Source organism: Delftia sp. 60 (assembly GCF_002754395.1).
Taxonomy (GTDB): domain Bacteria; phylum Pseudomonadota; class Gammaproteobacteria; order Burkholderiales; family Burkholderiaceae_C; genus Comamonas; species Comamonas acidovorans.
The window spans coordinates 4368570-4381917 of the sequence record NZ_PEFD01000001.1; the positions used below are offsets into that span (position 1 = coordinate 4368570).

The 13348-nt window shown below is 68.1% G+C and carries 13 protein-coding genes; 3 read left to right on the forward strand and 10 right to left on the reverse strand.

Annotated features, from left to right (window positions below; genetic code table 11):
- The 4 genes from imuA to CLV01_RS19820 form a co-directional block, all read right to left on the reverse strand.
- A complete protein-coding gene (gene imuA / locus CLV01_RS19805; protein ID WP_013802013.1) occupies positions 1 to 873 on the reverse strand; it encodes a translesion DNA synthesis-associated protein ImuA in 873 nt (290 codons plus the stop codon).
- 90 nt (positions 874 to 963) lie between these two features.
- Positions 964 to 2328, reverse strand: a complete 1365-nt coding sequence (locus tag CLV01_RS19810; protein WP_099733416.1) for an HD-GYP domain-containing protein — start codon at positions 2326 to 2328, stop codon at positions 964 to 966.
- Positions 2329 to 2430: 102 nt separating this feature from the next.
- Positions 2431 to 3069: a 3-oxoacid CoA-transferase subunit B gene (locus tag CLV01_RS19815; RefSeq protein ID WP_012206068.1), complete on the reverse strand. Its 639-nt coding sequence runs from the start codon at positions 3067 to 3069 to the stop codon at positions 2431 to 2433.
- 2 nt (positions 3070 to 3071) lie between these two features.
- On the reverse strand, positions 3072 to 3779 hold the full coding sequence (locus CLV01_RS19820; protein ID WP_016446257.1) for a CoA transferase subunit A: 708 nt from the start codon (positions 3777 to 3779) through the stop codon (positions 3072 to 3074).
- Between the two features lie 73 nt (positions 3780 to 3852).
- Here CLV01_RS19820 and CLV01_RS19825 point away from each other — a divergent pair, with 73 nt between their 5' ends.
- A complete protein-coding gene (locus tag CLV01_RS19825) occupies positions 3853 to 4395 on the forward strand; it encodes a PAS and helix-turn-helix domain-containing protein (RefSeq protein ID WP_012206070.1) in 543 nt (180 codons plus the stop codon).
- Between the two features lie 264 nt (positions 4396 to 4659).
- Positions 4660 to 6111, forward strand: coding sequence for a catalase (locus tag CLV01_RS19830; RefSeq protein ID WP_013802010.1), 1452 nt, complete (start codon positions 4660 to 4662; stop codon positions 6109 to 6111).
- A gap of 66 nt (positions 6112 to 6177) precedes the next feature.
- On the opposite strand, the gene CLV01_RS19835 is transcribed toward CLV01_RS19830, so the two are convergent.
- Together CLV01_RS19835 and CLV01_RS19840 are read right to left on the reverse strand one after the other, a co-directional pair.
- Complete coding sequence (locus CLV01_RS19835) at positions 6178 to 6618, reverse strand: nuclear transport factor 2 family protein (protein WP_013802009.1); 441 nt, start codon at positions 6616 to 6618, stop codon at positions 6178 to 6180.
- 47 nt (positions 6619 to 6665) lie between these two features.
- The gene (locus CLV01_RS19840) at positions 6666 to 8687 is read right to left on the reverse strand and encodes an NADPH-dependent 2,4-dienoyl-CoA reductase (protein WP_099733415.1); all 2022 of its coding nucleotides are present in this window, start codon (positions 8685 to 8687) and stop codon (positions 6666 to 6668) included.
- Positions 8688 to 8846: 159 nt separating this feature from the next.
- Between CLV01_RS19840 and CLV01_RS19845 the strand changes: the two genes are divergently transcribed.
- A complete protein-coding gene (locus CLV01_RS19845) occupies positions 8847 to 9386 on the forward strand; it encodes a PadR family transcriptional regulator (protein ID WP_016446262.1) in 540 nt (179 codons plus the stop codon).
- Between the two features lie 47 nt (positions 9387 to 9433).
- Here the strand turns inward: CLV01_RS19845 and CLV01_RS19850 are convergent, their stop codons facing one another.
- From CLV01_RS19850 to CLV01_RS19865, 4 genes are read right to left on the reverse strand one after another with little or no spacing between them, the layout of a single operon-like run.
- A complete protein-coding gene (locus CLV01_RS19850; RefSeq protein ID WP_099733414.1) occupies positions 9434 to 10357 on the reverse strand; it encodes an SMP-30/gluconolactonase/LRE family protein in 924 nt (307 codons plus the stop codon).
- Between the two features lie 22 nt (positions 10358 to 10379).
- A complete protein-coding gene (locus CLV01_RS19855; protein ID WP_180288430.1) occupies positions 10380 to 11279 on the reverse strand; it encodes an amidohydrolase family protein in 900 nt (299 codons plus the stop codon).
- 4 nt (positions 11280 to 11283) lie between these two features.
- Positions 11284 to 12240 carry a tripartite tricarboxylate transporter substrate binding protein gene (locus tag CLV01_RS19860; protein ID WP_099733413.1) on the reverse strand — a complete coding sequence of 319 codons (957 nt, stop codon included), beginning with the start codon at positions 12238 to 12240 and terminating at the stop codon, positions 11284 to 11286.
- Between the two features lie 38 nt (positions 12241 to 12278).
- A complete protein-coding gene (locus tag CLV01_RS19865; RefSeq protein WP_099733412.1) occupies positions 12279 to 13283 on the reverse strand; it encodes a Bug family tripartite tricarboxylate transporter substrate binding protein in 1005 nt (334 codons plus the stop codon).
- Between the last annotated feature and the right edge of the window lie 65 nt (positions 13284 to 13348).

Consider the following 13348-nt stretch of genomic DNA (forward strand, 5'->3'; position numbering starts at 1 on the left):
TCACCCCAGGGTGTGCGCTGCCGCCTGCAGGGCGGGCGCCTCGGCGGGCAGCAGTTGCCCGTGTCCATGAAGCCAGCGCTGCGCCTCGTCCGCCTGCCGGGTGCGCCGCTGGGCCTGGGCCTGCAGCACGTCCTGCCAGGCCCAGTGGTGCAGCGGCAGCTTCAAGGGATGCTCCAGCGCAGGCCCTCGGCGCTTGAGCAACTGCACGCGCAGGCAGGCTGGCGTGCCGCCTTCGCCCGGCTCCCCCAACTCTGTCTCCACGCGCAGCCGCAGCGGCGCAGGCGAGGCCACCGTCTGCAGGGCGGCCGAGGCCTCGCGCCACAGCCACAGAATGCGCCCCTGCGCAGCGGCCGCCCATTGCAGCCGGCGCAGCGTGGCCATGGGCAGACCGGCTGGCAGCCAGGCCAGCACGGCCAGCACGTCGCGGCAGCGCAGTGCCTGCTCACAGACCCAGGCCAGCCCTGCCCCATCGCCTGCCGGGTGGGCGCCGGGGTGGGTGTCGGCCTCCACGCAGCACAGCCGGTGCGCCGCCACGCCTGCCGCTTCCAGCCCCGGTGCAAAAGGCCTGCAAGGCGGCGCCACCAGCACCACCTGGCCCGCGCTGCGCTGCATCAGGGCGGCCAGGCCCGGCAGCAGCAGTGGCCACTCGGCATGGCCATGCGCGGGTTGCAGCAGCTCGACCATGGCGCCCAGCGGCCAGCCCCCGCCCGGCAATTGCGCATCCAGCAGCGCATGGCCCGAAGGCTGGACCCGCTGCTGCAGCGCCTGCTGCCAGCCATCGCCACGCCAAACGCCCTGCAACTGAGGCAGCACACGCGCCGCGCCCGCCATGGGGGCGGGCTGCGCAGGTTGGGAGGCGTGGGGCGTGGTCATGGGGGAAATCTCAAATACTGTATAAATATACAGCACTCTTGATTTCCGAGAGATCCACGGATGTAAAAAAGCCGGGCAAGCCCGGCTGTCTCAGTGCGCTGGCGCTCTCGCTGCGCCGCCCGCTGGGGGTGTGGCGTCGATCTGCATGCAGGCTTCGCACCATTGCGCGACCGCTGTGTCCACGGCGTGGGTGCGGGCATTGATGGCGGGCCAGCAGCGCAGGCAGGCGTTGACGATGGCCTGCAGTTGCCACAGCGCCTCGCGGCTGAGCAGGGCCAGCTCGCTCATGCCCTGCACATCGTCCTTGAGGTAGGCCAGCAGGTCGGTTTGCTGGCTGGGATGCAGGCCGGCCTCGGCCAGCTGCTTTTGCAGGCCGCCGATGCTGGAGTCGATGTAGACAGCCGCCTGGTGGTCGGGCATGGCCTGCCAGCGCTCGGGGAAGGCCTGGCTGAACGTGTCCCACATCTGGAAGGCGGCCGACAGGGCGGCCACGCTGTGCGTGACCTCGGCCTGCAGCGGCGGCAGCGGCGTGCCCGGCGAGATCTCGTCGTACAGCAGCGGCAGCAGGATGCCGACCAGATCGGCCGGATAGCGGCGGTGGTTCATGCGCAGCATCAGCGACAGGCGCTGGCCGGGCAGGTCCTGGAATTTGTCGAAGAAGGCCGAGACCACCTCGGCCAGCAACAGGATACGGCCCATTTTGGAGATGGCTTCGCCATGCACGCCGCGCGGATAGCCCGTGCCGTCCATGCGCTCGTGGTGCTCGAGCACGGCCATTTCCACGTCCTGCGAATACGCGCCCGCGCCCCGCATGATGAGCATGCCCGTGACCGAGTGCGCCACCAGGTGCTTGCGCTCGGCGCCCGTGAGCCGGTAGTTGGGGTCGGTCCAGGCCGGGTCCATGTAGAGCATGCCCACGTCGTGCAGCAGGGCCGCCGTGGCCAGCGGGCCGCATTCACGCTCGCTCCATTCGCTTTGCAGCGCCAGGTAGATGGCCACCAGCATCATCTGCAGGCTGTGGGCGAACAGCTCGGGCCGCTGCTCGCGCATGACCGTGAGCTTGAAGGCGATCTGCGGCGGCAGCACCATCAGGCGCAGCGGCGCCAGCAGCCGGTCCGTGCCGCCCAGCGACTGCACCAGGCGGCGCATCAGGTCCACGGTTTCGCACTGCACCATGGCCTGGGCCTCGATGGCCAGCACGTCCACGCGGTTGTCCACGCCCAGGTGCTTGTCGATGGGGTCGCGCAGCTTGTGCTTGACCAGGCGCTCGTACATGTTGCCGTCGATGCGCGCACCCTTGTCCACGAGCTTGACGCCCTTGTCGTTGAAGATGGGCTCGCCGGTGACCACGTTGCAATGCTCGGCCATGTCGGTGACGGCGCGCAGGAAATGCACGCCCTCGTCCTTCCATCCCTGCGCTGTCGGTGGATTGCGCACGGCCGCGACATCCGTCATAGAGGCTCCCATTGGCTCGAAATCTGAAATATAAGCAAAAGAGCCCGCGCAAGGCGGGCTCTCGTTGCGCAGGCCTGCCAAGGCAGGCCGTGCACGGCAACATCAGCGAATCAGCGTCACGCCGGTCTTGGACTGGATGTCCTCGAAGCTCACTTCGGGGGCCAGTTCCACGAGCTTCAAGCCCTGCGGCGTCACGTCCATCACTCCCAGGTCGGTGATGATACGGTCCACCACGCCCACGCCGGTCAAAGGCAGGGTGCAGGCGGGAAGAATTTTGAGGTCGGTCGTGCCGTCCTTCTTCTTTGCCACATGCTCCATGAGCACGATGACGCGCTTGACGCCCGCCACCAGGTCCATGGCGCCGCCCATGCCCTTGACCATCTTGCCGGGAATCATCCAGTTGGCCAGGTCGCCCTTCTCGGACACCTGCATGGCGCCCAGGATGGACAGGTTGATCTTGCCGCCACGGATCATGGCGAAGGACTGGTCGCTGCCGAAGATGGACGAGCCGGCAATCGTCGTCACGGTCTGCTTGCCGGCGTTGATCAGGTCGGCGTCCACGGCATCCTCGGTCGGGAAGGGGCCGATGCCCAGCATGCCGTTCTCGGACTGCAGCCACACTTCCTTGTCACCCGTGTGGTTGGCCACCAGGGTGGGAATGCCGATGCCCAGGTTGACGTAGAAGCCGTCTTCGAGTTCTTGGGCCGCGCGGGCGGCCATCTGGTCTTGGGTCCACGGCATGGTCAGGCTCCTTGTTTTTCTGTGATGGTGCGCTTTTCGATGCGCTTTTCGGGATTCGGGTTGTGCACGATGCGGTGCACGTAGATGCCGGGCAGGTGGATGTCGTCCGGTGCGATCTCGCCGACCTCGACCACCTCTTCCACTTCCACGATGCAGACCTTGCCGGCCGTGGCGGCGGCAGGGTTGAAGTTGCGCGCCGTCAGGCGGAACTGCAGGTTGCCGCTCTTGTCGGCACGGTGGGCCTTGACCAGGGAGACATCGGGCACGAGCGAGCGCTCCATCACATAGGTCTCGCCGTCGAATTCGCGCAGTTCCTTGCCCTCGGCCACCATGGTGCCCACGCCGGTCTTGGTGAAGAAGGCGGGAATGCCGGCGCCGCCTGCGCGCAGCTTCTCGGCCAGCGTGCCCTGGGGCGTGAATTCCAGCTCCAGCTCGCCGGCCAGGTACTGGCGCTCGAACTCCTTGTTCTCGCCCACATACGACGAGATCATCTTCTTGATCTGGCGCGTCTCCAGCAGCTTGCCGAGGCCAAAGCCGTCCACGCCCGCGTTGTTGGAAATCACCGTCAGGCCCTTGACGCCGCTGTCACGCAGCGCGTCGATCAGGGCCTCGGGAATGCCGCACAGGCCGAAGCCGCCTACAGCCAGCAATTGCCCGTCGGCCACGACGCCCTGGAGCGCCTGCTCCGCGGAGGGGTAGAGCTTTTTCACACATGTCTCCTTCAGATTGGATGCGCTACGATACTACGTACTTGCATAGGTAGTTTTTCGTAAAGATTTGCCCATGGATATAGATTACCGGCTGGCGTTCGAAGCCGCCCCCGTCGGCCTCGTGATCTCGCGCAATCGCACCATGATCGACTGCAACCGCCAGGTCTGCGAGATGTTCGAGGCCTCGCGCGAGGTGCTGATCGGCCAGACCTTCCAGATCCTCTACCCCAGCGCCGACGAGTACGAGCGGCTGGGCGCGCGCATCGCGCCCATTCTCAACGCCCGGGGGTTCTACTCGGACAACCGCATCATGAAGCGCGCCAACGGCGAAACGTTCTGGTGCCATGTCACGGGCCGCACGCTGGACCGCAGCGACCCGCATGCCTCGGGCATCTGGAGCTTCGAGGACCTCAGCGCCCACCGTCCCGTCAAGGCCGAGCTCACGGGGCGCGAGCGCGAGGTGGCCGCCCGCCTGCTGGAGGGGCTGACCTCCAAGGAAATCGGCCGCGCCCTGGCCATCAGCCACCGCACGGTGGAGATCTACCGCGCACGGCTGATGCGCAAGTACGGCGCCTCCACTGCCGCCGATCTGGTCCACAAGCTGGTCTCTGGCTGACAGGGCGACGGCCTACACGGGCCGTATCCGCCCACGCAACACAATGCCTTGGCAAAAAGCATGCCCGGCATGGCGCATGCGGGAGGCGGTGAAATTTTTTGGCTATGGCGCAGTTGAGATTTGCCAATCGCCAAAGCCTTGCCGCATCCATAGAACGAAACAACAATAAAAGCAATTCGATAGCACGCAGCTATTGATTTTCCAAGCGCCGCGCTGCCTGCGTGCAAGCCGGCGCCGCTACCACCCCTCGATCAAGGAGAGACCATGACCCACAAGCTCACCACCGCCGCAGGCGCCCCGGTTGCCAACAACCAGGACTCGCTCACGGCCGGCCCGCGTGGCCCGATGCTGCTGCAGGACCTGTGGCATCTGGAAAAAATGGCCCACTTCAACCGCGAAGTGATTCCCGAGCGCCGCATGCACGCCAAGGGTTCGGGCGCCTTCGGCACCTTCACCGTGACGGGTGACATCACGCGCTACACCCGCGCCAAGGTGTTCTCCGACATCGGCAAGCAGACCGAAGTGTTCGCGCGCTTTTCCACCGTGGCCGGCGAACGCGGCGCGGCCGACGCAGAGCGCGATATCCGCGGCTTCGCCGTCAAGCTCTATACCGAGGAAGGCAACTGGGACCTGGTGGGCAACAACACGCCGGTGTTCTTCTTCCGCGACCCGCTCAAGTTCCCCGACCTGAACAAGGCCGTCAAGCGCGATCCCTACACCAACCTGCGCTCGCCCGAGAACAACTGGGACTTCTGGACCGGCCTGCCCGAGGCGCTGCACCAGATCACCATCGTCATGAGCGACCGGGGCATTCCGCGCGGCTACCGCCACATGCACGGCTTCGGCTCGCACACCTACAGCTTCATCAACGCCAGCAACGAGCGCCACTGGGTCAAGTTCCACTGGGTCTGCCAGCAGGGCATCGAGAACTTCGGCGATGCCGAGGCCGCCGCCGTGGTCGCCTCCGACCGTGAAAGCAGCCAGCGCGACCTGCTCGAAGCCATCGAGCGCGGCGAGTTCCCGCGCTGGAAGCTGTGCGTGCAGATCATGCCCGAGCATGAAGCCGAGACCTACCGCTTCCACCCCTTCGACCTGACCAAGGTCTGGAGCAAGAAGGACTACCCGCTGATCGAAGTGGGCGTGATGGAGCTCAACCGCAACCCGCGCAACTACCACGCCGATGTGGAGCAGGCCTCGTTCACGCCGGCCAACCTGGTGCCGGGCATCGGCCCCTCGCCCGACCGCATGCTGCAGTCGCGCCTGTTCTCGTATGGCGATGCCGCGCGCTACCGCCTGGGCGTGAACCACCACCAGATCCCCGTGAACGCGCCGCGCTGCCCCTACCACGCCTACCACCGCGATGGCGCCATGCGCGTGGACGGCAACTACGGCGGCACCATCGCCTACGAGCCCAACACCAAGGGCGAGTGGCAGGAGCAGCCCGCCTTCGCCGAGCCGCCGCTGGCCCTGCACGGCGCGGCCGACCGCTGGAACTACCGCGAGGACGATGCCGACTACTTCACCCAGCCCGGCGACCTGTTCCGCCTGCTCACGCCCGATGCGCAGCAGCGCCTGTTCGAGAACACGGCGCGCAACATCGCCGGCGTGTCCGAGCACATCGTGCAAAAGCACATAGCGCACTGCACCCAGGCCGACCCGGCCTACGGCAAGGGCGTGGCCGATGCCATTGCCCGCCAGAAGGCCGGTACGCTCTGACCGGCTGACGCCCACGGCAAAACGCCCCCGCATCGCCGGGGGCGTTTTTCATGGCGCGCCCTGCCCTCAGGCCACGGCCTTGAAGGCGGGAAGCTTGTCGCCCAGCCGCTTGCCCATCTCCGTGCCCAGGGCCTGCAGGCCACTCATGGGGCGCACCATGACCTCGAATTCCCGGATCAGCCCCTGCTCGTCGAAACGGATGAAGTCGATGCCCTTGAGGTTCTTGCCGCCCACGCTGGCGCTGAACTCCAGCACCACGTCCAGGCCGTCATCGCTGGCCATCTGGCGGTGGTAGGTGAAGTTCTCGAACACCTGGACCACGGTGGACAGCGCCAGCAGCAGCGCGGGTGCCGAGGCATAGGGCGTGTTCGCCATGGGCGAGCGGAACACTGCATCGGGATGGACGATGGTGTGCAGCTCGCCCAGGTCGCTGGCGGCAACCATGCGATGCCACAGCTCCAGGGAGCGGGCGACTGCGGGATGGGCGTTCTTCGGGGGCTGGGACATGCTTGTCTCCTGGTGGTTGAGGTGGAAAACGGAATCGGGCGGCGCCCTCAAAGGCTGGCCGCCAGCGTGGTGCCTTGCAGAATGGCGCGCTTGGCGTCGAGTTCGGCCGCCACGTCGGCACCGCCGATCAGGTGCACGCTGCAGCCCGCCGCGCTCAGGGCCGCATGCAGCTCGCGCTGCGGCTCCTGGCCCGCGCAGAGCACGACGTTGTCCACCTCCAGCAGTTGCGGCTGGCCGTCCACGGTGATGTGCAGGCCGGCGTCGTCGATGCGCTCATAGGCCACGCCCGAGCCCATGGCCACGCTGCGCGCCTTCAGCGAGGTGCGGTGTATCCAGCCCGTGGTCTTGCCCAGCTGGTCGCCCACCTTGGTGGACTTGCGCTGCAGCAGGTGCACGCGGCGCGGCGAGGGCTCGGCCTGCGGCTGCGCCAGGCCGCCGGCCTGGGCGTAGTCCGTGTCTATGCCCCACTCCGCATAGAACTTGCGGGGCGCCACGGCGCCGCTGTCGCCGGCATGGGTCAGGTACTCGGCCACATCGAAACCGATGCCGCCCGCGCCGATGATGGCCACGCGCTCGCCCACGGGCCTGTCGCCCTGCAGCACGTCCAGGTAGCCGAGCACCTTGGGATGGTCCACGCCGTCGATGGCGGGAACGCGCGGCCGTATGCCCGTGGCCAGCACGATCTCGTCATAGCCGCCCTCGATGAGCTGGGCGGCCTCCACGCGGTGGCCCAGTCGCAGCGCCACGCCGCCCAGCTCCAGCTGGCGGCGGAAGTAGCGCAGCGTCTCGTGGAACTCCTCCTTGCCGGGCACCTTCTTGGCAATGTTGAACTGCCCGCCGATCTCGCTGGCCGCATCGAACAGCGTCACCGCATGGCCGCGCTGCGCCGCGGTGACGGCAAAGCTCAGGCCCGCCGGGCCGGCGCCCACCACGGCGATGCGCTTGGCGGCGGGCGCGGGCGCAATCACCAGCTCGGTCTCATGGCAGGCGCGCGGGTTGACCAGGCAGGAGGTGATCTTGCCGCCAAAGGTATGGTCCAGGCAGGCCTGGTTGCAGGCAATGCAGGTGTTGATCTCGTCGGCCCGGCCCTGGCGCGTCTTGCGCACGAAGTCGCCATCGGCCAGCAGCGGCCGGGCCATGGAGACCATGTCGGCATAGCCCTCGGCCAGCAGGCGCTCGGCCACTTCGGGCGTGTTGATGCGGTTGGAGGTGATCAGCGGGATGCCCACCTGCCCCATCACGCGCTGCGTGACCCAGGCATAGGCGGCGCGCGGCACCTTGGTGGCGATGGTGGGGATGCGCGCCTCGTGCCAGCCTATGCCCGTGTTCAGCAGCGTGGCGCCCGCGGCCTCGATGGCCTGGGCCAGCGCGATCACTTCCTCCAGCGTGGAGCCGCCTTCCACCAGGTCCAGCATGGACAGCCGGTAGATGATGATGAAGTCCGGCCCCACACGCTGGCGCGTGCGCCGCACGATCTCCACCGCAAAGCGCATGCGGCCCGCGTAGCTGCCGCCCCATTCGTCATCGCGGTGGTTGGTGCGCGCAGCGATGAACTCGTTGATCAGATAGCCCTCCGAGCCCATGATCTCCACGCCGTCGTAGCCCGCATGCCGGGCCAGGGCTGCGCAGCGCACGAAGTCCTCGATGGTCTGCTCCACCTCGTCGCCCGTCAGCGCATGCGGCACGAAGGGGTTGATGGGCGCCTGCAGCGCGCTGGGCGCCACCAGCCCGGGCTGGTAGGCGTAGCGGCCGAAGTGCAGGATCTGCATGGCAATCTTGCCGCCCTCGGCATGGACGGCCTGCGTGACGATGCGGTGCTGGTCCGCCTCGTGCTCATTGACCATCATGGCGCCGCCCTTCATGGGCCGGCCGCGCTCATTGGGGGCGATGCCGCCCGTGACGATCAAGCCCACCTCGCCGCGCGCGCGCTCGGCGTAGAAGGCGGCCATGCGCTCGAAGCCGTTGGGCGCCTCCTCCAGGCCCACATGCATGGAGCCCATGAGCACGCGGTTTCTGAGCGTGGTGAAGCCCAGGTCCAGTTCGGCATTCAGGTGGGGGTAGTGGGTCATGCCTGTCTCGCTTTTTATGCAACTGATTGCATGAATGTAGTTAGCCTCCTTTATTTATGCAACTGGTTGCGCAAAAAATTGCAGAAATGACTGCAGCGCTTGGCCGCACCTCCATGCAGGCCCGTAAGATGGCGCCCAGCGCCAGTCCCTTTGTTGCCGATGTCCCTGCCACACGCCCTTCTCACCGCTTTGGTCGAGCACCCCTGCTCGGGCTCGGAACTTGCCGAGCGCTTCGACCGCTCCATCGGCTATTTCTGGAATGCCACGCACCAGCAGATCTACCGCGAACTCGCCCGGCTGGAAGAGGCGCAATGGATCGAGGCCCTGCCCGCCGAATCCGGCCGGGGCCGCAAGCGCCAGTACCGCATCCTGCCCACCGGCCGCAAGGAGCTCAAGCGCTGGGTGGCCGAGCAGGAAGACCCCAAGCCGCTGCGCGAGGAATGGATGGTCCGCCTGCGGGCCGAGGCGGTGGTGGGACCCTGCGGACTGCAGGACGAAGTGCAGCGGCTGCTGGCACTGCACCAGGCGCAGCTGGACGTCTACCAGCGCCTGGAGCAGCGCGACTTCCTGGACAAGCCGCCCACGCGCGAGCGGCGGCTGCAGCACCTGGTGCTCAAGGCCGGCATACAGCAGGAGCAGCTGTGGATAGGCCTGCTGCAGGAAGCCCGGGAGATCCTGGACATGCCGGCCAGGCCCTGAGCAACGGTTGCGACGACTGAGACGGCTGAGACGGTGCGACGGCCGCCTCAGCCCTTGTTCAAGCCGTGCAGCACCAGCCCCGGCGCCTCCAGCCGGGCACGCAGAATGCGCCCGTGCGTGGAGTCCGTCACATACAGCGTGCGGCGGTCCACGCCCCCAAAGGCCAAGTTGGTGAGCGAGCTTCCCGGCACGCCACGCAGCACCTGCACGGGCTCGGCACGGTGGTTGAGCACCCACACCAGGCCCAGGCCCGGGTTGGCCACCAGCAGCCGGCCCTGGTCATCCACGGCCAAGCCGTCGGGGCCGCTGGGGCCGTAGGAGGTGAAGAACTGCCCCACCTTGGCCACGCTGCCATCGGGCAGCAGGGGCACGCGCCAGACGCAGTTGCCGCGCGTCACGGCCAGGTAGAGCACGCGGCCATCGGGCGACAGCGCCACGCCGTTGGGGCTGGGCACGTTGGCCAGCAGCAGATCCAGCCGGCCGTCCGGCCGCAGGCGGTACAGGCGGCCGCTGGGGTCGTGCAGGCCGCTCTGGCCCTGGTCGGTGAAGTAGAGGTTGCCCTCGGCATCGAAGACCAGGTCGTTCACGCCCTTGAAGCGCTCGCTGTTGCGCCGCTGCAGATAGGGGCTGACGCGCCCCGTGGCCACCTCCAGGCGCATCAGGCCGTTCTTGTAGTCGGTGATCAGCAGCGTGCGCTCGTCAAGGAACTTCATGCCGTTGGGCTCGCCGTCGTACTCGGCCACCAGGGTCCAGGCGCCTTGCGGATCGATGCGGAACACGCGGCCCCAGGGAATGTCGGCCACGTACAGATGGCCGGCCGCGTCGAACACCGGCCCTTCGAGGAAGGAGTCGGTGACGGCGCCGCCTCGGTTGGCATCGGCCCAGTCGCTGCGCTCGGGGCGGCGCAGCGCGTCGGGCATGGTGGTGAACGATTCGAGGTCGCAGACCTGGGGGGCTTGCAGCAGGAACATGGTGTCTGTCTTTCTTGGAGTGTCAGGCCGCGCCGTCGAAGCCATACAGCCTTGCGGGGTTGTCCACCAGGATGCGGTCCATGGCCTCGTCCGTGCCCGCCCAGGCCTGCAGCAGATCGACAAGGTCGGCATCGTTGACGGAGCCCGGCGCCTCGGTGGTGTGCGGCCAATCGCTGCCCCAGACCAGGCGCTCGGGTGCGGCGCGCACCAGGTCGCGGCCCAGCAGCAGCGTGTCGGCATAGGAAGGGCCGCCCACCGATGAACGCATATAAGCGCCGGAGAGCTTGACCCAGGTGTTGCCACCATCGAGCAGCCGGCGCAGCGCAGCATGGGCCGCGCCCTCCACGCCCTCCATGCCTTCAGCCGGGTCGATGCGGCCCAGGTGGTCCACGACCAGGGGCACGGGCAGCGCACCCAGCACAGGCTCCAGCGCCACCAGCTGTTCGGGCTGCACAAAGACCTGCACATGCCAGCCCAGCCGTGCAACCCGGTGCGCCAGCGTGACCAGCATGTGGGCCGTGGTCTCGCCCCAGGACTGCGGCGAGACAAAGTTCACGCGCACCCCGCAGACGCGGTGCGCGGCCAGCCGGTCCAGCTCGGCATCGGCCACGTCGTGGGCGACCACGGCCACGCCGCGCGCCACATCGCCCAGGCGCTCCAGCGCATCCAGCGTGCAGGCATTGTCCGTGCCATAGGTCGAGGGCGTGACCACCACGGCGCGCGAAGTGCCCAGGCGCTGCTGCAGTTGACGGTACATGGCCACGTCGGCATGCGGCGGCGTGCGCGGCCAGTGCGGCGACGGTGCAAAGCGCGCATCGAAGATGTGCATGTGGCTGTCGCAGGCCAGCGGCGGCAACGTGCGCAAAGGCCGGTTCGTGCCGGCCGAATGCGCAACGGCGATGGTCGATGCGTTCATGGCCATGCGCTCAGTCCAGCACGATGGCGCCCTTGCGCACCACCTCGCCCCACTTGGCGTCTTCCTTCTGGAGGAAGGCCGCGAACTCGGCCGGCGTCGTTCCCATGGGCTGGGCGCCCAGGTCGCTCAGGCGCTGGCGCACCTCGGCTTCCTGCAGCACCTCGGACAGCGCCTGGTGCAGGCGCGCGGCCACGGGCTCGGGCGTGCCCGTGGGCAGGAAGATGCCGTTCCACTCATAGGCCTCGTAGCCGGGAATCACGGTCTCGGACACGGTGGGCACATCGGGCAGGCGGGCCGAGCGCTGGGGCGCGGCCACGGCCAGGGCGCGCAGCTTGCCGCCCGTGACCAGCGGATAGGTGGCCGCCATGGTGCCGAACATGAAGTCCACCTGCCCGCCCATCACATCGGCAATGGCCGGCCCGCCGCTCTTGTAGGGCACATGGACCATGTCCAGATCCAGCCGCTGGCGGAACAGCTCGGCCGCCAGGCGCTGCACCGTGCCGCTGCCGCCCGAGGCGAAGTTGATCTTGCCCGGCTGCGCCTTGGCCCTGGCCGCCAGGTCGGCCACGCTGCGCACGGGCGAGTCGGCCTTCACCACGACCACATTGGGCATGAGCAGCACCAGCGACAGCGGCTGCAGCGCGCTGCGCGCATAGGGCAGCTTGGCAAACAGATGCGGGTTGATGGAAAACGGCGTGGCGTCGTAGAGCACCGTGTAGCCGTCGGCGCGCGCCTTGGCCACCTGGCTGGCGCCAATGGTGCCGCTGGCGCCGGGCCGGTTGTCCACGATGATGCTGGTGCCCAGCCGCGCGCCCATGCGCGTGGCCAGCAGGCGCGCGGCCGCGTCGGCGCCGCCGCCGGGCGCATAGGGCACGACCAGGGTGATGGGACGCTCGGGAAAGGCGGCCTGGGCCACGGCGGCGGCCAGGGCGCAGGCCGCGATCAGGGTTCCGGCAAGGAATTTCATGGCTTGTCTCCAGATTTTTAGAGGGGGCGGCGGCCGAATCAATCCGCCTTCAGGTTCAGTTCGCGGGCGATCTGCGCATAGGACGCCACTTCGCCTGCCACGCGCTGCGCAAAGGCGCTGCCGCAGCTCGACTCGGCATCCATCCCCAGGCCGTGCAGCTTTTCCGCAGCCGATGCACTCTTGGCGAACTCCACGGCCACGCGCTCCAGCGCCTGGGCCACGCCGTCGGGAATGCCGGCCGGCGCGAGCACGCCGTACCAGACATCGGCCGAGTAGTCGCCGCCACCCGCTTCTGCAAAGGTCGGCACCTGGGGCAGCAGGGACGCGCGTTTGGGCGAGGCCACGGCCAGCGCCGTGAGCTTGCCGCTGCGCACCTGGGGCAGCACCGAGCCCAGCGTGGCGAAGGAGCTGTCGAGCTGGCCGCCCATGAGATCCGTGACCACGGGCGCCGCGCCCTTGTAGGGCACGTGGTTGAGCTTCAGGCCCTTGGCCCGCGCAAACATCTCGGTGGCGAAATGGCCCGAACTGCCCATGCCCGCCGTGCCGGCCGTGACGCTGCCGGGCCGGCTGCGCGCCTGGTCCATGTACTCCTGCAGGCTGCGCGCCGGCATGCCCGGCCCCACGACCAGCACCGTGGGGCTGCTGGCCACCGTGCACAGCGGCCGGAACGAGCGCACCACGTCGAACTTCACGCGGCCCTGGTACAGCGCCGGGATCATGCTGTGGTTGGTGGCGCCGAACAGCAGGGTGTAGCCATCGACCGGCGCACCAGCCACGGCCTGCGCGGCCACGATGGTGTTGGCCCCGGGTTTGTTGTCCACCACGAAGGGCTGGCCCAGGGCCTTGCCCGCATGGTCGGCAAAGGCGCGCGCCACCACATCGGTGGGGCCGCCCGCCGCAAAGCCCACGACCAGCCGCACGGGCTTGGCCGGATAGTCCTTCTGCGCCAGTGCGGGCTGGGCGCCCAGCGCGGCCAGCCCCACGGCGGCCAGCAGGCTGCCGCGCAAGGCCAGGCGGCGGACCTCTTGGAAATTCCTCGACATCGCTTGTCTCCTCAAATCACATGCATGCACATGCATCGGCCAAGGGCGCGCACGGCGCCCCTGCC